Genomic DNA, 24,022 nt, shown 5'->3' on the forward strand with positions numbered 1-24,022 from the left:
AAACTTAACTGAACTTAAATAATTTCTTCCAGCTAAATGAAGTAGTTAGCATCCAAACATCGAGTGGATTAAAATATAGTGAATCTAAATCAAAGAAATCCCTAGATGCTTTTCGGGAAAGCTTTAATAATTCTGAATTTTCATCTATCGAAAAAGTTTGATTCTCTAACAACTCTGGATTTTCGATAAGGATATATAACAAGAAATGATTCAGGATATAGGATGCTTGATCTACTTTTAGATTTATACATCCATCTGGTTTGCCGAATTGATACATTCCACAAGAATAAAGTAAATTATCGTCGGAAATAATAGGAATAAAGCCTTTAAACAGATCTAGGGTATTTTCAGCACTATAACTAAGCCAATCACTTTTAATATGTGTAAGTCCAGAAGTCTCAACTTTAATTGCTAAGCCACCTGCTTTGATGAGGGCTTGCCCTAACAACAGAGCTTGTTGTGCTAACTCGATCGATCCACCCTCACAAACAACATAAATAACCATATTATGTCGATCAATTTTTTCTAATTCACTTTCAGAAAAACGGCCCATACTCAATGACCTAAAAATCTGACTTACATTAGGATCATTTTCATACTCTTCAATTTCAGCATAATACTCATTTGTTAAAGATTTAATAATTGAGCCTGCGTAAATATATCCTGTTTCATTAGTGAGGAGTGCATGTAATAGAGCTTGATGATTTTCCCAAACACCGGGGATACATAAGACAATTTTTTGATTAAGTTCTTGATTCATTATTAATAAATTTTAAGGGACTTTTGCTATTTATAATATCGTAAAAGATATCCTATGCCTAATTGATTCAGGTAAAATAGCTACCGTATTTCGTGACCCCCAAAGAGAAACAATGACCGATCTCCAACAAGATGAATATGAACGTCGTTTTGCAGGTGTAGCCAAAGTTTATGGTGATTCCTCGTTTCAACATTACGAGCAAAGTCATGTAATGGTGATTGGTATTGGTGGTGTAGGCAGTTGGGCTGTAGAGGCTTTGGCTCGTACCGGAATTGGGGAAATCACATTAGTGGATATGGATGTTGTCGCGGCATCAAATGTGAACCGTCAGCTACCAGCGATGACCTCTACATTAGGCTGTGAAAAAGTGGAGATCATGGCGGAGCGTTGTCGCCAGATTAACCCACGTATTAAAGTAAATATTATTGATGACTTCCTTACACCTGAGAATGTCACAGAGCTTTTAAATCCTGTACCGGATATTGTTCTAGACTGTATTGATGACGTTAAAGCGAAGTTGGCTTTAATGCTGCATTGCCGTTTTAACAAAATTCCTTTGATTGTTTCTGGTGGAGCAGGCGGTAAGCTCGACCCACTTAAAATTCGTGTCGCGGATTTATCAAAAACCGAACAAGATCCGATGTTGGCGAAGTTACGTAGCCAGCTTCGCGCTCGTGGTATTTGTAAAAAACCAAAAGAGAAATTTGGAATTACCTGTATTTATTCGATTGATAACCCATTCTCAAGTGTAGATGTGTGTCCATCGGCTGGTTTACGCTGTGGTGGCTATGGTTCAGCGGTGGTTGTGACTTCAAGTTTTGCCATGATTGCAGTAGCCGAAGTTTTAAAGAAACTTGATTTAAAGAAAGCGTAATTTAAATATTAAAAAGGCATGCTCTTATGTTTGGGCATGCCTTTTTCAAATCTATGTTTAGTTGCTGGTTTTACAGCCCAGAAGGCTTCCATTCAATCTCGTAAGGTTTCACAAAATTGCAGTTTGTTGCTGCAAATCAAAGAGAACGATGAAATTATTCAGCATTGTGCCGAACTCATTCATAAAACGTTTCAATCTTAGAAAATTAATTTAGGCTGCTAAACGATAGTAAGTATAAGTGACGCTGTCATCTTTATAGACATCATAACTATTTTGTTTGAAGTCAGAGACCCATTCACTTCCTGTGTATCCAGCAATATGTCCATAAACGTGATTGCGGGTTCTGTGAATGATATAGATGTCACCTTCTTGTGGTTCATCAAAGGCTGGATTAATTTCTTTATAGCCAATCTTTTTTAAGGTATCTCCCCAGTCTGAAGCTGCAATGGGGTGATTCCGAATATCTGCACCAGCAGATTCGAGAGCAAGGCGGATGCTACGTGCACAACGGGCTTTGCTACGTCTTGAGGTAATACTTTCTAATTTAGCTACGAATCTATCAACATCTATTGCTGGAGTATCGGAAGTTTCAGTTTGATGATTACTAGGCTTCATGGTGAAAGGATAAGGGAGACTTGGAGTGCTGTGGGATACAACAATGGCTGCCTGATTTGAATCCTGATACATATAATTATCAGCTACTTGTCCGTCATAAATAATCATCGTGAAATCTCTACCGTATTATCTATATCCATATTAAAAAAATCACCACCTACCTGTGGCGTTCAGAGATACTAATAGGCGTACCTTAAAAGTTTTGTTTGCGTTATGTAATAACGTATCTTTTTTTCAAATATTGCTACTTAGAGATAAAAAGATACTTATTAAAATGAAGCACAAAAACAATTTAACTTAAGTTATTGATATTTTTATTTAAAAATAATTAATCAGAGCTTAAATTTGAATATTTTAATTCAGTCATTGCGAATATACTCAAAATCTAAGTCCCTGATTTAAAATGCCACATTTTCTTACAATTTAAGAAGCCATCCATGCTTAAGCCTGATGTTCTTTTAAATATTCCTCAGTACGAATTAAAGCTGCTTGCATGTTGCTAATAGCCTGTTCAACATCACCTAAAGTTTTTGCATTTCCGCCACTTAGCGCCTGACGCCATTTACGCGCACCAGGTAAATTCTGGAATAAACCCAAAATATGACGTGTAATGATGGAGAGTGGAGCACCTTCAGCCATACGCTGTTCAATATAAGGTAGCATTTGTTCCATAATCTCGAATCGATCTGGAGCTTCCAAATTCCAAAGCTGACCCATTTCCGCGAGTAAGTACGGATTATGGTAGGCTTCACGGCCAATCATGATGCCATCAACATGCTGTAGATGTGTTTGAGTTTCAGCAAACGTTTTAATCCCGCCGTTAATTTCAATGGTGAGATATGGGCGCTCTTGTTTTAAACGATAGACATCTTCATAGCGTAAAGGTGGAACTTCACGGTTTTCTTTTGGTGACAGGCCTTTCAAAATAGCAATACGGGCATGCACTACAAAATGAGTGCAACCTGTTGCTGCAACTGTATCTACAAAATGAAGCATCTCTTCATAAGAGTGCATGTCATCAATCCCGATACGGTGTTTCACCGTTACTGGAATGTTTACTGCTTTTTGCATAGTGTGAATGCATTCAGCAACCAAATCTGGTTCTGCCATTAAGCAAGCACCGATTTTATTGTTCTGTACACGGTCACTTGGACAGCCTACATTGAGGTTAACTTCATCGTAACCCCAGTCTTCAGCCATTTTTGTGCAGGTCGCAAGCTCTTGTGGGTTTGAGCCACCAAGTTGCAATACGATAGGATGCTCTTGTGCACTGTAGTCTAAATGGCGTTTAGCATCACCAAATAGAATCGCACCTGTGGTCACCATTTCGGTGTATAGCACAACATTTGGGTTAAACAAGCGCGCAAAGAATCGATAATCCTTCGTTGTCCAATCCATCATGGGTGCGACAGAAATACGAGGTTGTAACGATTGAAGTGATTGCATAACCAATAGCCCAAAAGTCGCTAAATTAATGAAAGGGCAGCATTATACGAGGTTTATGCTTGAATCGACAGAGGCATTTAGCCGAGTAATTTATAACCACCCTTGTGTTGAATATAGGGAGATGATTTATAACAAGTTACCTTATTGGGAAATCATTTTCTTTTTTTGTAAGATAGCATCAAACAAGCTAAACAAAATACAAAGTACAACTAGCCCAATACCAGCAAGGCAAGTCATGGTCCATCCGCCACGGTTCCACGCAAAAATTCCTAATGCTGAACCTCCTGCGCCTCCAATAAAGTAAGTGGTCATATAGATGGCATTAATACGAGATTTAGCATCTGGTCGTAAACGGAAAATAATGCTTTGGTTGCTCGTGTGTACAAGTGCTAGTGCTAACTGAATTAAAGCAAAACCAGCAATATAACTCGCAAGCAAAGTTTGTCCATAATAAAAGCAGAGCCAGCTTAACAAGAATAAACCACAGCCTATCCATGTGAGTAGAGTGGTACGTCCCTGATCGGCATATTTACCAATATAACGGGTTGATAAGGCACCAAAGATACCGACTAAAGGTACTAGTCCAATAAACAGATCAGGTAAATGATGTGCTGAGGTGAGGAGTAATGCGATGGTGGAATATAAAATACTCACAGATGCGAAGGCGAAAGCACCTGTAAGCGCTCTTAATAATAGTCTTTTCTCTTGTTTTAAAAGCTGACCCATGGAACCAAATATCTGTCCATAATTCATTTTCATGCGTAAAACATAAGGCAAACGACTTTTTAAGGTATATGCCAACAGAAGCATTAATATGCCGCTTACCACATAAACCACTTTCCAGTGGAATAAGTTAGAAAATAGGCCAGCCAGACTGGTAGAGAGTAAAATACCAACCAATAGGCCACTCATTAAAAAACCAATGATCTCGCCAGTTTTTTCAGGTTTTACAGTCATTGTAGCAAGTGGAATAAGCACTTGAGCTGCCACAGAAAATAAGCCCGCTAAAATTGTACCGATCCATAGCATGGGTAAGTTAACAGCAAAAGCAGAAGTAAATAGGCCAACTGCACAAAGCACCATCAAAAAAGGAATAGCCTTGGCTTTATTGACGATATCACCCATCGGAACAATAAAGAGCAGTCCGAGGGCATAAGACACCTGAGCAAATGTAACGGTCAATGCGGCTTGTGCTTGAGTAACAGCAAAGTCTTGTTGAATGGAGTGAATAAGAGGCTGGCAATAATAATTCACACCTGCACATAAGCCACATGCTGCTGCCATCAACCAAAGTAAAGGTTTATTTTGACTGATATCTTCAGGGGTAGACATGATGTTCTCTCGATTTTATTAGGTGTATGCGGTTGCTTCGACTTCAATGAGCATATGCTCTAATGCAAGGCGTGGTACAGGAATAAGTGTACAGGCTGGAAAAGGATGATTTTTCCATAAATTTTGCATAACTTTAATTAAAATTTGATGTTTTTCGACCGAGTGGTCAACAACTAAAACTCTTAATACGGCAATGTTGCTAAGCTCTGCATTGGCAGCAATTAAAGCATGCTTAATATTATCAATAGCTTGAGAAACTTGTTTTTCAAAGTTTGGGCTTAATTCACCTTTTGAGTTTTCGCCACCTTGACCTGCAATATGAATAATCTTTTTAAAATTTTCTACCACAGCAACATGACTATAAGCATTTGGAGTAGGGTCGTATAATGTTGATGGATTTATTATTTTAAAAGTTTCTTTATTCATGGATCTCAACCGTTCAGTAAAATTTAGATGAGTATCCAACCTCAACTTAAGTTGAGGTCAAGAGAAATTAGTATTTTAATCTTTTCTTTCTGAGGGTAATTATCATGACACCTGCAATATTTAAAATACAGCCTACCCATTGCCACATATTAAGATGTTCATTTAAAAAAGTAACCGCGAGTAAAATAGTTAAAACTGGTCCTATCGAAGCAATCATGGCAGATTGAGAGGCGCCAAGTCGCTCAATACTTTGCATGAGCATAACGGTAGGTAAAACAGTGACTAAAAAGCCAAGTCCGACGCCGTACCAAATTACACTAGATGGAAGTTGTAATAGAAGTTGAATCGGCTGAGGAGTGCTTAATACATAGTGCGTTAATGTACCAATACAAGCGACTGTTAAAGCTAAACCAGTGAAATTCCAAGAACCAAATTTTTTAATTAATGGCGGGGTCAGTAGTAAATAGCCTGCAAAAGCCACAGCACTCGCAAACACGAGACTTGTGCCTAACCAGAAGTTGCCCTGAATTGGTGCATTGTTGTGCTCTTGAAGCATGACCAATACAGTTCCACCATAACTAAGAAAAATGGCAAATAAACTTTTTGCATCTAATTTTTGTTTATATAGGAAGCTTGAGGCAATGACTGTGAGTGTGGGATATAAAAATAGAATAATTCGTTCGAGTGAAGCACTAATAAACATCAGACCCATAAAATCGAGCCAGCTGGCAAAGTAGTAGCCTAATAGACCGGCAAAAATTAAAATTAGCCAATCCTTCTTTTTTATGCCCTGATTATGATGCCTGTTAAACCAGCAAATTAATAGAAAGAACGGTAAAGCGCTTAACATGCGTAAAGCCATCAGGACTGTGGCGTCTACTAATGGAGAAAGGGCATAAGTCTGTTTAATGAAGATTGCTTTTGTACTGAATAGAAAAGCAGAGCAAAGAGCAAAAAAAGACCCGATTTGAAACGAAGATAAAGAAATTTTCATATACAAGACTGTATAAGAGAGACTGTTGTCTGCAAAAAAAGAAAAAGCTTCCTATGTTACACCTCAAATCAAATATCGTGAATCATCAGTTCAAAATATGGGTATTTATTAAATAAATATTGGGTGGTATTTTAAAAAAGTTCAATTAGAATCCAAATTCTGTACAAAGAATACACATGGGGGAAACATTGCAGGTTGCAATGTTTTTGACAATGAGAAATTAGCTTGAGGAACGCTCATGCAAATCGGAATCCCAACCGAAACTGTCGTCGGTGAAAATCGTGTAGCTGCTACGCCAGAGACAGTAAAGAAGTTGATTAGCGCTGGTCATAGCGTTGTGATTGAACGTGGTGCCGGTGTAAAGGCTGCGTACATTGACAGTGCTTATGAACAGGTCGGTGCAACCATTACGGATGATGCCTATACGGGTAGTCAAATTATTTTGAAAGTTCGTGCGCCACAAGGCGGGGAAATTCAAAAACTTCCAGCAAATACTGCTGTTGTAGCAATGTTTGATCCTTATCGTAATACCGAGCTAGATCAGTTTGCGAATCAGCAAGTTTCTGCTTTTGCATTGGAATTGCTTCCTCGTACGCTTTCTCGTGCGCAGAACATGGACGTATTGTCTTCTCAGGCAAACCTTTCTGGTTATAAATCAGTTTTGCTTGCTGCCGCTGAATATCAACGTATGTTCCCAATGCTTATGACTGCTGCTGGTACTGTAAAACCAGCACGTGTTGTGATTATGGGTGTGGGCGTTGCAGGTCTTCAGGCAATTGCAACGGCAAAACGTTTAGGTGCAATTGTTGAAGCAACTGATTTACGTCCTACCGCAAAAGATCAAGTTGAATCTTTAGGTGGTAAATGGTTAGACGTACCAATGTCTGAAGAAGAGCAACAACGTGCAGCGGACGCCGCTAAAAATGGTTATGGATGGATGCCGGGTGAGCAATACATCAAAGACCAAGCCGCGATTGTTGACAAGGCTGTATCTAACGCTGACATCGTGATTACAACTGCATTGTTGCCGGGTCGTGATGCGCCGCGTCTGATTAAGGCTGAAACTGTTGCCAAGATGAAACCAGGCTCTGTCATTTTAGATATGGCTGTTGAAACTGGTGGTAACGTTGAAGGCTCTAAAGTTGGCGAGACTGTGTTTACAGAAAATGGCGTGAAAATTTTGGGTGTTCCAAATATTCCAGCAACTGTAGCGACAGAAGCTTCTGCACTATATGCACGTAACGTATTCAATTTCGTAGAAACTTTATTCGACAAAGAGAAAAACTTTGCGATTAATCAAGAAGACGAAATCCAAAAAGCCCTATTGGTCACTCATGGCGGTCAAGTACTGCTTAAGCGTGGTTAAGGAGATTTCTCATGGTTGAAACTATTACAATTTTCGTCCTTGCCATCTTCGTAGGTTATTACGTAGTTTGGGGTGTTACACCAGCTTTACATACACCACTTATGGCGGTAACCAATGCGTTGTCATCTATTATTGTAGTGGGTGCAATGTTGCAAACAGTGGGTCTGCCTATTTTGGGTGTAGATGCTAACGTTGCATTTCAAAGTGTGAATGTGGTGAGCGTACTGGGTGCGATTGCGGTATTTTTGGCAAGCATTAATATTTTCGGCGGCTTTGCAGTAACTGCACGCATGTTGGAAATGTTCAAGCCTAAGCAAAAGAAATAAGAGGGCTTTGACATGGAATTTATTCAAGCAAATGCAAATTGGTTGTACCTTGTAGGCGCAATTCTCTTTATCTTGACGCTTCGTGGTTTGTCTGGCCCTAAAACAGCAATTCAAGGTAACCGTTACGGTATGATCGCGATGGCGATTGCTGTAGTTACGACCTTCTTTGTTGCGAATAACCCAGTCATCTGGATGATTGTTGGTGCAATGGTGTTGGGTGCAATCGTTGGTATTGCGCGTGCTCGTACTGTGCCAATGACTCAAATGCCTGAAACTGTGGCGTTGATGCACTCGTTAGTTGGTTTGGCTGCTGTCCTAATTGCAATTGCTGCAATTTTACATAACAACCAACTCACTGAATTGTTTGCTCAAAATGAGGCAGCTTTAACCGCGGCTGGTGTGCAACATGTACACATGAGCAGTGTTCACTTATTTGAATTGTTCGTAGGTTGTTTTGTTGGTGCGATTACCTTTACTGCATCTGTATTTGCATACGGTAAATTGGCTGCAAAAAAATGGGCGAAAACGATTTCTGGTGCATGGGTTAAACCGGTTCAAGCGCTTATCTTTATTGCGATGTTGGCTTGTGGTTTCTACTTCTTTACCACTGGCAACATGACTGCATTCTGGGCAATGACAGCACTTGCACTTGCATTTGGCTGGGTATGGATTGCACCAGTTGGTGGTGGTGATATGCCTGTAGTTGTATCGCTTCTTAACTCATTCTCGGGTTGGGCTGCGGCAGGTATTGGTTTTACTCTTGAAAACAACATGTTGATCGTTGCGGGTTCTCTCGTGGGTTCATCTGGTGCGATTCTGTCGTACATCATGTGTAAAGCAATGAACCGTTCAATCATCAATGTATTGTTTGGTGGTGCAATGGGTGGCGCAGCGGTTGCTACAGCTGCTAAAGGTGAGCAAGTTCAGCGTAACCACCGTTCAGGTTCTGCTGATGATGCTGGTTTCTTGATGTCAAATGCCGACAGCGTTGTGATTGTACCGGGTTATGGTATGGCGCAAGGTCGTGCACAAAATGCTGTAAAAGAATTGTGTGAAATTCTAAAAGAGCAAGGTGTTCGCGTTCGTTTTGCGATCCATCCAGTTGCTGGTCGTATGCCTGGTCATATGAACGTATTGCTTGCTGAAGCAGACGTAGCATATGAAGACATCTTGGAAATGGATGAGATTAACTCAGACTTCCCTGCAACTGATGTGGTGCTTGTAATTGGTGCAAACGACGTAGTAAACCCTGCTGCGAAAGATGATCCAACTTCACCAATTTATGGTATGCCGATTCTTGAAGCACATAAAGCACGTACGATCATGGTGATTAAGCGTTCTATGGCAACAGGTTATGCAGGTCTGGACAACGATTTGTTCTATAACGAAAAAACAATGATGATCTTTGGTGATGCTAAGAAAGTTGTTGAAGATATGACTAAAGCAATCAATGGTGGCGGTCACTAATCTGACCTCAAACAGGATTGTAAAAGCCACCCTCGGGTGGCTTTTTTATTTGGCCTATTTGTTTAAAGAAATTTTTCTACAAGGTCCATTGACTGTTGATAGAGGTCACGTGCCAGTTGTTGGTTTTTTGCGTGTGAAGATTTCCAGTCTGGCATATGCGCACTGACATATTCACCATTACGATTCTGCCATGCATCTCTAGTTGCCATTTCTGTAATGAGATTTGCTGGAACTGAGGTTGGGACTAAGCCTAATTTCATCGCTGCATAAACTGGTTTTGGTAAGTCACGATAAATATCAGAAGCGACACCACCCGGATGCAATGCATTGTTGGTAATTGAGCTTCCAGCTAGCTGTTCTGCTAAAGCATTGCTGAATAATAAATTTGCAAGCTTCGATTGCCCATAATAGAACAGGGGATTGTAAAAACCTTCTGCACGAAATTTGTTGGGTTTAATGGAGCCCACCCAATGAGCAATAGATGCGAGATGAATAATCCGTGCTTGCGGAGATTGTTGTAAAACTGGAAGTAATTTTTGAGTTAGTAAAAAATGACCTAAATAATTAACGCCAAATTGCTGCTCGAAACCATCGACAGTCAGTTGTTTGGTTTTGGCAAATAATCCTGCATTGTTAATGAGTACATCAAGGCTGCCATAGCGATCTGCAATCTCGTCGGCTGCATTTCGAGTTAATTCAAGACTGTTTAGATCGAGAGAAACTAAATCGACTTGTCCTTGATTGAGTGAGCGTAATTTATTTTGTGCAGCTTGAGCTTTTTCTGGATTTCGGCACGCTAAAATAATATGTTGCCCTTGTTTAACGAGTTGTTCTGCTGTGGCGAAACCAATACCTGTATTGGCGCCCGTAATTAATATTCTCACTTTCTGTGCTCCGGTTATGCTATTTATTGGTGGGGACTTCAAGAGTTTGTATATTGCTGCAAATCTGACAATTTGTCATGTCAAATTTAAAAATGGGCGATGATTAGCTTTTAATGGCCAATAAGGCATTCGATGAAATTTAAAGATTTTGTTATTTAAAAAAATATAAATACCACTTTATGAAGGGGCATACTTTTTATAAAGAATTAAAAAAGCGGCTCAAAAGAGCCGCTTTTTTTAAAAGCAAAATTTTAGGCAACCGACTCTGGAGCGGTACGCCATAAGCTTTCTAAATCGTAGAATTTACGAGCTGTTGGTAGCATCACATGTACTACAACAAAGCCGAGATCAATCAAGATCCATTCTGCATCTCGTTCACCTTCAACGCCAATCGGGCGGAAACCGGCTTTTCGAGCTTCTTCTGCAACATTGTCAGCGAGTGCTTTGACATGGCGAGTAGAAGTACCACTTGCAATTACAATAGCATCAGAGACATTGCTAATTGAGCTAACATCTAACTGGAGAATATCTTTTGCTTTTACATCAACTAAAGCGTCATGAACAACTTTGAGACAAGTCTGTACGTCTTTATTTGAGGTGTTCATTGCGAAATCGTGAGAATTAGACACGCTGGGCGATGGTTCTAAATTCATATAGGGTATATTTTCCTGACAATTACTCACTATCTAATATAGTGGTTTTCACGCTAAATTTCAATCAGAAGTCGTAACAGTTTATATATTTACATCATCCGAAAAATACTTTTTCTTCCAAGTAAATGACTGATTTGAAGTATTTTCAGGCTTATATTCTGCTGCAATATAGTTTTGATAAGAGCTTTGCTTTAACCAAGAAAAAATTTGTTCATAAGGAATTTGGGCTGTATCTGGTTCATGACGGCCCGGACAGTCAGCAAATTGAATGTGTCCAATTAAGTTAATATTTTCTTGCAAACCCTCAAGTACATCTTCGCCCATCATCGCCATGTGATAGCAGTCATATTGCATTTTTAGAGCAGGGTGGTTGACCGCTTCTAGCATTTCTTGTCCCTGCGCAATGTTCTGCACCAAAAAGCGTGGCATATCTGTACCGTTAATCATTTCAAAAACGGGTTCTATACCGTGTTCACTGAGTAAGTTACAGGCAAGTTTTAAATTAGCTGCTAATGTTTTCAAACAAGGAAGTAGGTCTGCATCTAGAGGTTGTTTCCCTGCCAAAATGTTAACACAGGGAACTTTTAAAGCAGTGGCATAGCTAATTGCTAATTCTAATGCTTCACGAAAAGCTGTTTCTTGACCGGGGACGCCAGCTAAACCATTGCCGCCTTGCATAAGATCACCAGCAGGCACATTGATTAGACAGAGGCTAAGTTTGTAGCGTTCGAGTTGAGTTTGAATATCGGAAATAGCCAATTCATAAGGAAATTGAATTTCTACATATTCAAAGCCCTGTGCATGCGCCAGAACAAAGCGTTCAATTAAAGGAACTTCGGTAAAAATCATGGATAAATTGACTGCAAGACGACCCATACTCAAACTCCGTTTATTTTTGCTCTACTAATTGAATCATAGTAGCTAAATCTTTCTCAGCAAAGCCATTTTTTTGGTGAGTTTGTAGCTGTAGTAGAGCTTTTTGTGCAACTGGGATGTCTAAATTAACATTGTTAGCCAATGTTACTGCGTTGTTAAGATCCTTAGATAATGTTTGAACTTTCCACTGAATTGGTTCAAAGGTATGAGTTGCCATGCGGGGGGTTAGAATTTGAAAGGGTTTAGAGTCAGCAAATCCACCTGCTAAGGCAGGAGCAAGCAAAGTTGTATCTACACCAGCTCGATCTGCAAGTGCGACAGCCTCTGCAATAAGAGCGCTGTTTGCTGCAACAATAAGTTGATTACAAATTTTGGTGGCTTGGCCGGTTCCTGTATCTCCCATGCGAGTCACACGTTGGGATAGAACATTATAAATAGGAGTTAATTCTGTAATAGTTTGAGCATCACCGCCTGCAAAAATGACAAGTGTGCCTTGTTCTGCACCCGCTGTCCCACCTGATACAGGTGAGTCAATCCATGTGACGTCATGGGTAGTAGCTGCTTGAGCAAGTGTTTTCGTTGCGGCAACAGATAAACTCGAGAAATCAACAATAACCTGTTTAGCTTTTAAGTTAGGCTGAATTTGCTCAAATACTGCTTCTACTGCTTTGTCATCTGCCAGACAGATTAAAATAACTGGATATTCACCAATATCTGAAAGTTCTAAAGCTTGTGCACCGATATCAATAAGTTCGTCACATGCAGAGACGGTTCGATTCCAAACAGCAACTTGAAAGCCAGCTTGAATAAGGCGGGTTGCCATCCGACTTCCCATAAGCCCTATGCCTAAAAAAGCAATAGGGGTGTTGCGATCAAAATTCATAATCTAAGCTCTTATTTATATTGGCGTGGTAAAAAATTAACTTCCGGATGTTTGTCTTTTTTACGAGCAAGTTTGCTATTTTTACCAAGTAATAATTTAAGTTGCCAGATTTTTTCTAGACGTAATGATTTTTCTGGTTGATGTTCCATTGCGTCAAGTACACGTTTTGCCGCAGTGAGGGCATCAGGTGAGCGCTGCAACATTTCAGATGCAATCTCATTTGCTTTCTCTAAAGGAGTGTCACTTAAATGAGTTACAAGACCAATTTCTTTTGCATAGTTCCCATCAAAAACACGGGCCGTTAAGGTGAGTTCTTTTGCAAGGTCAACGCTAATTAAACCTTTTAATGAGCGAGTAAGTCCCATGTCAGGAACTAAACCCCAGCGGCTTTCCATAATCGACATTTTTGTTTCTGGATGAGAAATTCGGATGTCAGCAGCCAAGGCGAGTTGCATGCCAGCGCCGAAACAATATCCTTCTAGTGCCGCAATAACAGGTACAGGTAAATTCTGCCAAGTCAGAAATGCTTTTTGGAAAAGGCTTTGTCCTGGTTTTACAAGTTCCCAAATGGCAAAAGCAGAGTTTTTGGGGTTGTTGAGGTCAGATAAGTCAATGCCAGCACTAAACACATTTCCTTCGCCTGTCAAAATAACACAGCGAATATCTCTATCCTTTTTAATTGCTTTTGCAGTTGAAACTAACTCTTTTAATAAGGCAAAACTCATCGCATTGCGTTTGTCTGGACGGTTTAAATATACCGTTGCAATGCCATTATTTTTTTCAATACGTAAGAGTGCCATGAGATTCCCGCTTCTTTTTTTATAGATGAACGGAGCATAACATGGCTGTAATCTGGAAACATGACAGCTCAGTCATGCCTATTTGGTAGATATGTTAGTCAGGTATCACCAAGATCTGATGAGCAGCACTTTCTACCTCTTTAACGACAAGACCTAATTCATCAAAGCGCTGTATAACCTCTTCAATGAAGCCTTCATCTGCTATACGGCGTTCTTTACGTAGCGTTGAAATAAATTGTTCAAAGTCACCTGTAACTTGCTGTAGTTTCGGGGCACCTACATAGCGAGTGGCACCATACAGGCGATGTAAAACATGCTCAAGTTGAGGGAAGTCTTCAAGCTCAATGAGCTGCTGCATTTCGTCTAGCTCAGTTGGAAAACTATCAACTAACATTTTAAGTAGATCTTGTGCTAAGTCTTCTTTATTTGCTGCAAGTTGCAAACTTTGTTGCCAGTTTAAAATTTGCGGGTCTAAAGCTTCTGCAACTACGTGGTGGTCTTTATCTATGGCTTTTGCTGTAAAGTTGTTTTTAGTCCATTGCGTTAAGATCTGGATGATTTGCTCCATTTGAATTGGCTTGGTGACATAGTCATTCATGCCTACTTTAAGAAGCTTTTGCTTTTCATCGGCAAGGGCGTGAGCCGTTAACGCAATAATTGGAAGCTGCATTTCTCCATCGAGCGTTGACTCTAAAGAACGGATAGCACGTGTGGTATCGATGCCCGACATAACCGGCATTTGGATATCCATAAACACCAAATCAAATGGTTTAAGTTTCTGATCAATTCGTTCTTGAATAAGGTTAAGCGCTTCTTGACCACTTAACGCTTTAGTTGTTTTAACATTTAGTTCGCCTAGTAGAGCTTCTAAAACAATTAAGTTGGGTAAATGGTCATCTACTGCCAGAATGTGTAAACCCTGGCCATTAAAATCTTGCTGTTCTTCTTCAAAAATAGGTTGGTTGCTTAATAATTGAATGAGTCCGCTTCGACTTAATGGTTGATAGAGAGGGCGAGCGCGATATTCACTGAGCATGTTTGGCTCAAGGGTCATTTGATAACCATAGACGGCTAAATTACCTTGATAACGGCTACGGATTTCTTTTAATAACGCTTCGGTATCACCGCTATGATCAACGATAAGCCATGTATTATCTTTTTGATCGAGATGTTTTAAGCGACTAAACAAGTCTAGAATCGATTGTGTTTCGATATGAGGAACATGGTAGTTTTCAAGGTAATAACGTAAAACACTTGCTGTAGCAGGGTGAGCAAGATAAGACACCACTTGTAAATGCTCAAAGTGCGGATGTTCGATTTCGTAATCTTCATCTACCACAAATTGTGCGGTAAACCAGAACGTAGAGCCTTTTTCTGTTGGTGCACGTTCTTGATTGTCCTCAAAGCCAATTTGACCATGCATCAGATGAACAAGCTGTTTAGAGATAGCAAGGCCTAAACCTGTACCGCCAAATTGACGTGTAACTGATGCATCGCCTTGCGAGAATGATTCAAATAATTTTTTACGGTCTGTGCCACTTAAGCCAATACCACTATCTTGAACGCTAAAATGTAGCAGACATTGCCCAATATCATCATGTTCCATACGAACACGAACAATAATTTCACCATCTGGAGTGAACTTGATTGCATTAGAAATCAAGTTGGTCAGAATTTGCTTGAAGCGTAAAGCATCACCAATCACTTGTTGTGGAATATTGTCCGCATAGTAAAAAGCCATGGCGATATGTTTTTGAGCGGCCAAAGGAGACAGCATATCCATGACATCAAAAATGGCTTCTTCTAAATCAAAAGGTGCTGTTTCAAGCTCTAACTTACCCGCATCAATTTTTGAGAAATCTAATACATCGTTAATTAATGCCAATAAATGGGCAGATGACTTGCGAATGGTTTGTAAATAAAGATTTTGTTCATTATTTAAGTTTTGCTGACGAAGCAATAAATGAATAAAGCCATCAATACTGTTGAGAGGCGTACGAAGCTCATGGCTAATATTGGCAAGGAAAACTGACTTTGCCTGATTTGATGAAATCGCTTGGTCACGTGCTTGACGATAGGTAATGTTTTGAACTTCTAAGGTATCTAATGTTCTGCGTAAGTCTTCTTCTGTTTGTTCAGTGTGTTCTTTTAATTCCAAAAAGCTAAAGTGCAATCGCTTAACAACGTTTGCGATGTCTCGCTGTAGTAAGCGTAGCTCCCCAGTACTATTAATGACTAGGTGCTGGTCTAGAGTATCTGCATTTAGACGTTGTAACTGCATGCGAATTTCATACATCGGCGCAATCCAGCGACGAGAATAAAAATTCAAGCATAGTAAAAGTAGCAGTAAGGTCATTAATCCAGTAATGACGAGAGCAATCATAATGCGATAACGTGCCAACTCTAAAGGCTGGTTATCCATTTCAATCACTAACCAGACTGGCGCTTTTCCAGCTTTATTACTAATCTGTAGTCCATAAATATTGTTGTGGTTATAAGAGATTGGACCAAAAAAATTATTACTACTGGGAAAGCTAGGCCAATAACGATTATCACGATAACCAATACTTAAATAAGTCTGTCCGTTGTTATCGATGAGTACTGCGCGTTTAAGATTTTTTTCGCTAAACATGCTTTGCATGATGTGCTGAGCATGATCGTATTCATCGGGCTGTAGTTCGACCAGCGTATACAAATCTTTCGCAATTTGATTATAGCGAGCTAAAATTGCTGAGGCGTGATGTAGCTGTTGTTTTTTTACCGAATGTGACGTTTCAGTTAAAACCAGAAAAGCACCGACCCCTGTTAAAATCATAATAGGCACAAAAATTAGAGCAATCAATTGCCCATATGCATGATTCAGACGTAAGCGTTTCGATAAGGTTTTATTGAAATTAGACATGGCTACATCAGATTTATCTCTCTGTACGGCATCTTATCACGCTTTATTTTAAAACAGACGGCATTTTATAAATGACCGAGCTTTAATCGCTTTCATGAAAAAGCATATTGAAATGGGTGCAGTACCGAGCATTTTTTCATACAATAGGCCCACCTCGATATAGGTGTTGATCATGAGTAATACACAACCTGACTTTTTAGCCGACGAATTTTTGTTAGATCACTATGTAGGTAAGACACCTCTAGTTCGTTTGCAGCGATTGGCTTCTCATACGCAAGCGACGGTTTTAGCAAAATTGGAAGGTAATAATCCGGCAGGTTCTGTAAAAGACCGTCCTGCATATAACATGATTATGCAGGCAGAAAAACGTGGTCAAATTAAGCCAGGTGACACTTTGATTGAGGCAACCAGTGGGAACACGGGTATTGCTTTGGCAATGGTTGCTGCAATGCGTGGCTATAAAATGAAACTTATTATGCCGAACAACATGAGTCAGGAGCGTAAAGATGCGATGCTGGCTTATGGTGCAGAGCTGATTGAAGTAACACCACAGCAAGGGATGGAAGGTGCACGTGATTTAGCCTTGCAAATGGAAAAAGACGGTAAAGGGCACGTTTTAAATCAGTTTGGTAATCCCGACAATGTTGAAGCTCATTACTTAACGACAGGCCCTGAAATTTGGAAACAAACAGGTGGGAAAATTACCCATTTTGTAAGCTCAATGGGTACAACCGGTACTATTATGGGTGTTTCTAAATATTTAAAAGAACAAAACCCAGATATTCAGATTGTCGGTTTACAACCAGCAGATGGATCAAGTATTGCTGGTATTCGCCGTTGGCCAAAAGAATATTTACCTACTATTTTTGATAGTAGCCGTGTGGATCGTACTATTGATATTCCACAAATTGATGCTGAAAAAACTATGCGTAAATTAGCACGTATGGAAGGCATCAGTGCTGGTACATCTTCAGGTGGTGCAGTATGGGCATCCATCAAGATTGCAGAAGAAAATCCAGATGCTGTTATTGTTTGCATTATCTGTGACCGTGGCGACCGCTACTTGTCTACAGGACTGTTTTCAGTACAGGACGATAACTCATAATTGAGAGAAATAATGCGTTTCCCAACCTTAGTTTTTGATATTGAAACTTTAACTGATTTAAAAGCGGGAGCGCATTTATATCATCTTGATTTGCCAGAGGCTGATGTAGAGCAAGCGTTGACTAAACTGCGCCGTCAAGAATCAGGCATGGATTTTCAGCGCTTACCTTTGCATGAAATTGTTTGTATTTCTGGTCTATGGATTGATGAGTCAGGTTTTAGATTATTTTCTTTTAGTCGGGAAAACTATTCTGAAGCCGAAATTTTACAGAAATTCTTGTCAATTTTTGATAAACGTCATCCGACTTTAGTGAGTTGGAACGGCTCGCAATTTGATTTACCCGTCATTCTATTCCGTGCCATGTATCATGGGCTTTCTGCACCGGGCTTGTTTGATCAAGGTGAGATTGATAGCCAAAAGCGTTTTAATAATTACCAAAACCGTTATCACCACCGTCATATTGATTTAATGGATGTGATGGCAATGTTTAACGGGCGTAATTTTCAAAAACTTGATGATATTGCCTGCATTTTAGGTTTGCCGGGTAAGCGCGGTGAGTCGGGTTATCATGTGCCGGAATATGTCCGTACGCAGCAGTGGTTAAAACTGACCAGCTATTGTGAAGGAGATGTACTTAATACATGGTTCGTCTATATACGTTGGTTGTTATTAAAAGGACAATTAACTGTAGATGAGCATAATGATTGGGTAAACTCTAGTATTGATTACTTGAAAAATATTCCTCAGCAAGCAGATTTTCTTGAAGTATGGGAACGTACCTCAAAACATACTGAATTTACTTCACATTATTTTAATCCTTCAGATTTTTAGGTTCATCCTTTGAAACAACAAGCCAAATCTCGCAAGCCCCAACAACCTGAATATATTTTTCAGGTTGAAACACTTTCTCATGAGGGGCGGGGAATTGCGCATTATGGTTCTCATCCTGATCATCCCGCAGATAAGCATGGCAAGAAAGTTTTTATTCGTTATGCATTGCCCGGAGAAACTGTAAAGGCCAAGATTACCCATCAAGCAAAGCGTCTTGAAGAAGCTGAGATGGTGCAGTTGTTAGGAGAACCGTCAACTCATCGTATAGATGCAGTTTGTCCTCATTATGGTATTTGCGGTGGCTGTAGCATGCAGCATATCCATCCTGATGAACAAATCCGTTTAAAGCAAAGTGTACTTCAATCACATTTACAGCATTTTGCAGGTATTCAACCTGAACAGTGGCTAGAGCCGATTCGGTCTTTACAAAGTGATTATCGCCGTCGAGCACGAATTGGTGTGCGCTATTTGCCGAAGCCAGATCGCTTAATTATGGGGTTTCGTGAACATCATAGTAATCGTTTAACTTCTATTCATAGTTGTAGCGTTTTGGATAAAAATTTATCAAATAGTTTGCCTGAGTTGCGTATTTTACTCCAAAGTCTAAAAGGCAAAGCACATATTGGTCATGTAGAATTAGCAAAAGGTGATCATGAAATTTCTTTATTGGTTCGTCATGTAGAAAAATTAAACAATTCTGATGTCAACCAATTAAAGCAATTTGCGTTAGAAAAGGGGTGGCAGTTGTATTTGCAACCTAAGGGTCCTGAAAGTATTCATCGTATTGATGATGAAAAAGGTGCTTTACGTTTACATTATGCTTTAGAGAGGTTTAATGTAAATTTTGCTTTTTCGCCATTGGATTTTACGCAGGTCAATGCCACAGTAAATGAACAAATGGTCCAATTGGCATGTGAATTGCTTCAATTGCAACCAGGTGAAAAAGTACTTGATCTATTTTGTGGTTTAGGCAATTTCTCACTCCCGTTAGCACGATGTGTCGGTGAGAGTGGGCAAGTTGTTGGTGTGGAAGGGAGTGAAGAAATGGTTCAACGGGCAACAGCTAATGCAAAATGCAATAGTTTGGTGCAGGCAACCTTCTTTTCACAAGATTTAACAAAAGATTTTTCGCATCATTCTTGGGCAAATCAAGGATTTGATGCATTATTGATTGATCCTCCTCGTGCTGGTGCATATGAAATTATGCAGTATGTATCAAATTTTGGAGCAAAAAGAATCGTTTATGTATCATGTAATCCAGCTACACTGGCAAGGGATGCAGGTGTTTTGGTCCAATATGGTTACCAGTTAAAAAAAGCAGCGGTGATGGACATGTTTACGCACACAGAACATGTTGAATCCATTGCACTATTTGAAAAAATTCAAGAGATAAACGATTAAAAACATGAGTTACATATTGAGGAGAATGGTATGGTCACAGTACGTGAACAGTTACCTGAACAACTAACTGAGTTGTCCGAGGAAACGACTGTAGAGCATGCCGCCGAAACGCAAATCGGTTTAGCCTCATGGTTGGATCGAGTGCGTGAAATATTAGATGGGGCGAAGCTTGAACAGCTTGAAAAGGTTGCGAATGAAACCCTGCAAAAAGAGTTAGAATCAACGGTTAATCATCGGTCCAATACTTTCGCTACTGGCGTTGGAATGGCCGACATTTTGGCACATCTCCATGTAGATGAAGATACTCTATCGGCAGCTATGCTCTATCGTAGTGTGCGTGAAGACATTACTGATATAGAAGAAGTAAAAAAGAAATTTGGAGATCAGGTCTATAACCTTGTCAAAGGCGCTTTGGCAATGGGTAAACTCTCTGAACTCATTGAAAAAAATAAGCGGTTAGAAGACCACTTCAATAACAATCAACGAGAACATTTAAGTGGCATTTATAAAATGCTGATTTCGGTTACCGAAGATGTTCGTGTTGTTTTAATTAAACTTGCTGAACGTACCTATTCTTTACGAGAGCTGGCAAATTCCTCTCGTGAACGTCAAGAACGTGTAGCACGTGAAATTCTTACTATTTATTCGCCATTGGCACATCGACTCGGTATTGCTCAGCTTAAATGGGAACTTGAAGATCTCGCTTTTCGCTATTTAGCTCCAGATCGTTATAAAGAAATTGCATCATTACTGAATGAAAAACGTTTAGAGCGTGAACATTATATTCAGTTCGTGATTGATCGTTTAAAAAATGAGTTGGCGTCTTACGGAATCGAGTCAGAAATCACAGGTCGAGCAAAGCACATTTATTCGATTTATCGAAAAATGAAAAGCAAAAACCTGAGTTTTGATCAGCTCTATGATATTCGTGCCCTACGTGTGTTGGTCAATAGTGTCCCCGAGTGTTACCACTCTTTGGGTATTGTTCATCAAATCTGGCGTCATATTCCGCATCAGTTTGATGACTATATTACCAACCCAAAAGCAAATGGTTATCGCTCTTTGCATACTGCTGTAATTGCCGAAAATAAATCGCTTGAAGTACAAATTCGTACTCATGAGATGCACGACGAAGCAGAGTTAGGCGTATGTTCGCACTTTAACTATAAAGAAGGTTCAAAGAATACAGACCATTCCTTTAACCATCGTTTGCATTCGTTGCGTGCCGTTTTAGAGCACTATCAAGAACGCAATGAAACGACAGTACATCAAAACGAAGATGAAACAGAAGGCTTTGATCAACTACAAGATTTTGAAGGTTTTGAGAAGATTTATGTTTTCAGTCGTGATGGTGACATTAAGGAATTGCCACGTGGCTCGACAGTTTTAGATTTTGCTTATCATGTGCATACAGAAGTAGGGAACAAGTGTTACGCAGCGCGAGTTAACCAGCGTTATGTGCCATTAACCTATACTTTAAAAACTGGCGAACAGGTTGAGATTTTAACTAAAAAAGATCGTGATCCAAACCGAGATTGGTTGGTGAATTCTTTAGGTTATATTAAAACCTCTCGTGCCCGTGACAAGCTGCGTCATTGGTTTAGACAACAAGATCGTAGTAAAAATCTTGAAGTTGGCCGTGAACTTCTTAATAAAGAGTTAGCTCGTCTAGCGATTCACCCAAAAAGTATCGACCTAAATGATTATTCATCACATTTTAATGTAAAAACAGGTGATGACATTTTGGTGAGTCTGGTAAGCGGTGATATTAGCTTACATGCCTTGATTAATCAGGTGAACCGCCAAATGCATCTAGATCAGGATGAACCTGAACTAGTGCTTAAACCAGCATTAAATCCACGTGCTAGCCATACATTGTCGGCTCATGGAATTTTAATTGATGGTTTAGACAATGTAGAGCTGCACATTGCTCAGTGCTGTCAGCCCGTGCATGGTGAATCAATCGCTGGATATATTACTTTGAACCGTGGTGTCAGTATCCACAAAGTCATTTGTTCAGATTATCAGCGTATGATTAAGCAGGAACCAGAGCGTGCTGTTGAAGCTGATTGGGAAATGCAGCCAACGCGTGGTCAAAGTGTTCAAATTGTAGTTGAAGCTTATGATCGTCGTGGTCTGCTTAAAGACTTAACTCAAGTGATTTTCTCTGACCAAATCAATATTCGTCAGGTTAATACAATTTCTGAGGCAGATGGTATTGCCAATATGAAGTTGTTAATTGAGGTTAAGGGTTTAGCACAGCTTTCTCGCTTATTGGCACGCTTAGAGCAGCAACCTGGGATTATTAGTGCGCGACGCATGATTCAAGGTGTTTAAATAAATTGAGTAAAAAGGCTGTCAAATGACAGCCTTTTTAATTTACCAGTGAATTGGTTTTTCGCTAGAACCTGGAGGAAGATCTGCATCTGATAATGGCGAAGAATTCACCTGATTCTCAAAACTATCTTGGTTTTGAGAATAGTGATTTGATTTCAAAGATAAACCATGTAATACATCATTGACCACTTGATCTGCGAAAATTTCGGTACTAGAAGGTGGGGTATCTTGTGTGACTAAATTACCAACATTTGCTTGCGGTGGTTGCTTAATAGAACCAGCGGCTGCAATTTTGCCTGTATTTACTTCGATTACACGCCAGTTAAGTTTAATTGCATCACGTTCAGCAGGAACTGCACCGTAAAAAGATTGACCCTGAACAGTACGTGCTTCATTAATTCTACCGACGAGAATATAGTCTGCACCTACTTTTTGGGCAATTCTTGCCATTTCTGATGGCGCACCATCCCAAGAGAGGAATGCATTTTCACTTGCCATTTCTTCAATATAATCTCGACTTACTAAGCTTAGTTGTCGTGAATTTGCCATTTGCGTACCAATTAGGTCCGCGACTTCTTGCACAAACTCATATGGGTCTTCACCCGATGCTAAGTTAAATTTTGACTCAACAACTTGAAAAGGAAAAACCGCCATTCTTCGTAAATGTTGATCAGCTACATTTGATTGATATTTACTAATATAGGCTCGAACCCGAGCTTTATAATTTTTGCCTGAACCAGAAACACTAAGAACTTGAAAGCGATTAATGGCACCTGATGATTCGGTTTGGACACTAAACATAGGTGAGCTTTTGCCTTGATATGACCAGTGGTGATCTGTCATAACCATATTAACTTCTTCAGCCATCCCCATTTGTGAACTTACTTTTGTTCCATTCACAGATTGAGCCGCAGTAAGTAAAGCTTCTGCAATAGCTTGTTGCTGAGTTGGCCCACTACCTGAAGCTTCTTTCATAACTTCTTGTAACGCGGCAAAACTAGAGGTGGCAGTAAGACTTAATAGTACTGCACAAAATATTTTTCTCATAAAGGCTCTTTTTATTTATATAGCATAGCAACCGATAAGTGCCATGCTATAAAGGAATTAACTAGAAAAGCTTATAAGCCGAAAGTTGATTTTTTTGCAGATTTGCGGATTTCTTTTTCACTGGTCCACTCAACGATTCCAGTTTTTAAATTCAATAGTTTTAAAGTGAATTTATAGTAAACATCACTTTTGCCGCCTGAGTTTTTAACGATGCTAGATAAGTTACCATTCAGCATATACTCAGCACCAATCTGTGAGCCAGACTGTACAGCAGTACGTTTATCTACCATTCCGCTACGTTGTTGATACGCCATCTGGTCTGCTACTGCACCCACAGAAGTCATGTCTACAAAGCGGAATTTTCCTGAATTGATTAAACGGTTTTGAATCGTATCTGTAATAGACTCTGTATCGATATGCTCTTGAGATTTGTTCTTAATTTTGTCAACAAATAAAACAGGACGACGATTTTTTGTCATGTCAATAATTGGTGGGAAGGCGAGCATGTCATCTACCATTTTTGTTGCAATTTGCTGCAAGTCCGTCGAACCAAAATCTTTTGTTAAAGTTTCAACAGATTGTGCATCACCATAGCTAACAGTTTGTGAAGCACAGCCAGAAAAAAGTGCAGCGCTACTCATTGCTGTAATCATGAATAGTGATTTAATTTTCATTAAAATGTCCTGTATCTATCTTT

General features: G+C 39.7%; 22 protein-coding genes and 1 pseudogene. 9 read left to right on the plus strand and 14 right to left on the minus strand.

Going from position 1 to position 24,022, the window contains the following annotated elements; genetic code table 11:
* Window positions 1–4: 4 nt before the first annotated feature.
* Window positions 5–760: a hypothetical protein gene (locus tag ACPF64_RS07140; protein ID WP_426455893.1), complete on the minus strand. Its 756-nt coding sequence runs from the start codon at window positions 758–760 to the stop codon at window positions 5–7.
* A gap of 112 nt (window positions 761–872) precedes the next feature.
* On the opposite strand from ACPF64_RS07140, the gene ACPF64_RS07145 reads away from it, so the two are divergent.
* Both ACPF64_RS07145 and ACPF64_RS07150 read left to right on the plus strand, forming a co-directional pair.
* Window positions 873–1,634 (plus strand): tRNA threonylcarbamoyladenosine dehydratase, encoded by a 762-nt coding sequence (locus ACPF64_RS07145; protein ID WP_426455894.1) that lies wholly within the window; start codon window positions 873–875, stop codon window positions 1,632–1,634.
* A 45-nt stretch (window positions 1,635–1,679) separates the two neighbouring features.
* A pseudogene (locus tag ACPF64_RS07150) lies at window positions 1,680–1,835 on the plus strand (LysR family transcriptional regulator); the annotation flags it as partial.
* Window positions 1,836–1,844: 9 nt separating this feature from the next.
* Here ACPF64_RS07150 and ACPF64_RS07155 read toward each other — a convergent pair.
* The 5 genes from ACPF64_RS07155 to ACPF64_RS07175 all read right to left on the minus strand — a co-directional run bounded on the left by ACPF64_RS07155 (window position 1,845) and on the right by ACPF64_RS07175 (window position 6,447).
* On the minus strand, window positions 1,845–2,357 hold the full coding sequence (locus tag ACPF64_RS07155; RefSeq protein ID WP_045435071.1) for a hypothetical protein: 513 nt from the start codon (window positions 2,355–2,357) through the stop codon (window positions 1,845–1,847).
* A gap of 333 nt (window positions 2,358–2,690) precedes the next feature.
* Window positions 2,691–3,695 carry a tRNA dihydrouridine(20/20a) synthase DusA gene (gene dusA / locus ACPF64_RS07160; RefSeq protein WP_426455895.1) on the minus strand — a complete coding sequence of 335 codons (1,005 nt, stop codon included), beginning with the start codon at window positions 3,693–3,695 and terminating at the stop codon, window positions 2,691–2,693.
* Between the two features lie 141 nt (window positions 3,696–3,836).
* On the minus strand, window positions 3,837–5,027 hold the full coding sequence (locus tag ACPF64_RS07165; protein WP_005036838.1) for an MFS transporter: 1,191 nt from the start codon (window positions 5,025–5,027) through the stop codon (window positions 3,837–3,839).
* 18 nt (window positions 5,028–5,045) lie between these two features.
* Window positions 5,046–5,453: a RidA family protein gene (locus tag ACPF64_RS07170; RefSeq protein ID WP_426455896.1), complete on the minus strand. Its 408-nt coding sequence runs from the start codon at window positions 5,451–5,453 to the stop codon at window positions 5,046–5,048.
* A 67-nt stretch (window positions 5,454–5,520) separates the two neighbouring features.
* Complete coding sequence (locus ACPF64_RS07175) at window positions 5,521–6,447, minus strand: DMT family transporter (protein WP_426455897.1); 927 nt, start codon at window positions 6,445–6,447, stop codon at window positions 5,521–5,523.
* A gap of 238 nt (window positions 6,448–6,685) precedes the next feature.
* On the opposite strand from ACPF64_RS07175, the gene ACPF64_RS07180 reads away from it, so the two are divergent.
* Genes ACPF64_RS07180 through ACPF64_RS07190 form a run of 3 tightly spaced genes read left to right on the plus strand, consistent with a single transcriptional unit; the run spans window position 6,686 to window position 9,606 of the window.
* Window positions 6,686–7,813 (plus strand): Re/Si-specific NAD(P)(+) transhydrogenase subunit alpha, encoded by a 1,128-nt coding sequence (locus ACPF64_RS07180; RefSeq protein WP_004641209.1) that lies wholly within the window; start codon window positions 6,686–6,688, stop codon window positions 7,811–7,813.
* 11 nt (window positions 7,814–7,824) lie between these two features.
* Window positions 7,825–8,139: a proton-translocating transhydrogenase family protein gene (locus ACPF64_RS07185; protein WP_003654992.1), complete on the plus strand. Its 315-nt coding sequence runs from the start codon at window positions 7,825–7,827 to the stop codon at window positions 8,137–8,139.
* A gap of 12 nt (window positions 8,140–8,151) precedes the next feature.
* Window positions 8,152–9,606 (plus strand): NAD(P)(+) transhydrogenase (Re/Si-specific) subunit beta, encoded by a 1,455-nt coding sequence (locus ACPF64_RS07190; protein WP_017391250.1) that lies wholly within the window; start codon window positions 8,152–8,154, stop codon window positions 9,604–9,606.
* Window positions 9,607–9,668: 62 nt separating this feature from the next.
* Here ACPF64_RS07190 and ACPF64_RS07195 read toward each other — a convergent pair whose 3' ends face one another.
* The 6 genes from ACPF64_RS07195 to ACPF64_RS07220 all read right to left on the minus strand — a co-directional run bounded on the left by ACPF64_RS07195 (window position 9,669) and on the right by ACPF64_RS07220 (window position 16,604).
* On the minus strand, window positions 9,669–10,490 hold the full coding sequence (locus ACPF64_RS07195; RefSeq protein WP_426455898.1) for an SDR family NAD(P)-dependent oxidoreductase: 822 nt from the start codon (window positions 10,488–10,490) through the stop codon (window positions 9,669–9,671).
* A gap of 251 nt (window positions 10,491–10,741) precedes the next feature.
* Window positions 10,742–11,143 carry a ribosome silencing factor gene (gene rsfS / locus ACPF64_RS07200; protein WP_003654998.1) on the minus strand — a complete coding sequence of 134 codons (402 nt, stop codon included), beginning with the start codon at window positions 11,141–11,143 and terminating at the stop codon, window positions 10,742–10,744.
* An 81-nt stretch (window positions 11,144–11,224) separates the two neighbouring features.
* Window positions 11,225–12,019 carry a hydroxypyruvate isomerase family protein gene (locus ACPF64_RS07205; RefSeq protein ID WP_426455899.1) on the minus strand — a complete coding sequence of 265 codons (795 nt, stop codon included), beginning with the start codon at window positions 12,017–12,019 and terminating at the stop codon, window positions 11,225–11,227.
* Window positions 12,020–12,032: 13 nt separating this feature from the next.
* Window positions 12,033–12,902 (minus strand): NAD(P)-dependent oxidoreductase, encoded by an 870-nt coding sequence (locus ACPF64_RS07210; protein ID WP_426455900.1) that lies wholly within the window; start codon window positions 12,900–12,902, stop codon window positions 12,033–12,035.
* An 11-nt stretch (window positions 12,903–12,913) separates the two neighbouring features.
* A complete protein-coding gene (locus ACPF64_RS07215) occupies window positions 12,914–13,702 on the minus strand; it encodes a crotonase/enoyl-CoA hydratase family protein (protein ID WP_004641220.1) in 789 nt (262 codons plus the stop codon).
* Between the two features lie 94 nt (window positions 13,703–13,796).
* A complete protein-coding gene (locus ACPF64_RS07220) occupies window positions 13,797–16,604 on the minus strand; it encodes a GacS-like sensor histidine kinase (RefSeq protein ID WP_056482776.1) in 2,808 nt (935 codons plus the stop codon).
* A gap of 172 nt (window positions 16,605–16,776) precedes the next feature.
* Between ACPF64_RS07220 and cysM the strand changes: the two genes are divergently transcribed.
* Genes cysM through ACPF64_RS07240 form a run of 4 tightly spaced genes read left to right on the plus strand, consistent with a single transcriptional unit; the run spans window position 16,777 to window position 22,278 of the window.
* Complete coding sequence (gene cysM / locus ACPF64_RS07225) at window positions 16,777–17,709, plus strand: cysteine synthase CysM (protein WP_004641224.1); 933 nt, start codon at window positions 16,777–16,779, stop codon at window positions 17,707–17,709.
* A 12-nt stretch (window positions 17,710–17,721) separates the two neighbouring features.
* Window positions 17,722–18,540, plus strand: a complete 819-nt coding sequence (locus ACPF64_RS07230; protein ID WP_426455901.1) for a 3'-5' exonuclease — start codon at window positions 17,722–17,724, stop codon at window positions 18,538–18,540.
* Between the two features lie 9 nt (window positions 18,541–18,549).
* Window positions 18,550–19,941: a 23S rRNA (uracil(1939)-C(5))-methyltransferase RlmD gene (rlmD, locus tag ACPF64_RS07235; protein ID WP_426455902.1), complete on the plus strand. Its 1,392-nt coding sequence runs from the start codon at window positions 18,550–18,552 to the stop codon at window positions 19,939–19,941.
* A 30-nt stretch (window positions 19,942–19,971) separates the two neighbouring features.
* Complete coding sequence (locus ACPF64_RS07240) at window positions 19,972–22,278, plus strand: RelA/SpoT family protein (protein ID WP_003655013.1); 2,307 nt, start codon at window positions 19,972–19,974, stop codon at window positions 22,276–22,278.
* Between the two features lie 42 nt (window positions 22,279–22,320).
* On the opposite strand, the gene ACPF64_RS07245 is transcribed toward ACPF64_RS07240, so the two are convergent.
* Window positions 22,321–23,325, minus strand: a complete 1,005-nt coding sequence (locus ACPF64_RS07245; RefSeq protein WP_426455903.1) for a CsgG/HfaB family protein — start codon at window positions 23,323–23,325, stop codon at window positions 22,321–22,323.
* A 71-nt stretch (window positions 23,326–23,396) separates the two neighbouring features.
* On the minus strand, window positions 23,397–23,999 hold the full coding sequence (gene lpoB, locus ACPF64_RS07250) for a penicillin-binding protein activator LpoB (RefSeq protein ID WP_056482767.1): 603 nt from the start codon (window positions 23,997–23,999) through the stop codon (window positions 23,397–23,399).
* Window positions 24,000–24,022 lie beyond the last annotated feature (23 nt).

The sequence above is a fragment of the Acinetobacter sp. KB005 genome, assembly GCF_049949095.1.
In the GTDB taxonomy this organism is placed as follows: domain Bacteria; phylum Pseudomonadota; class Gammaproteobacteria; order Pseudomonadales; family Moraxellaceae; genus Acinetobacter; species Acinetobacter calcoaceticus.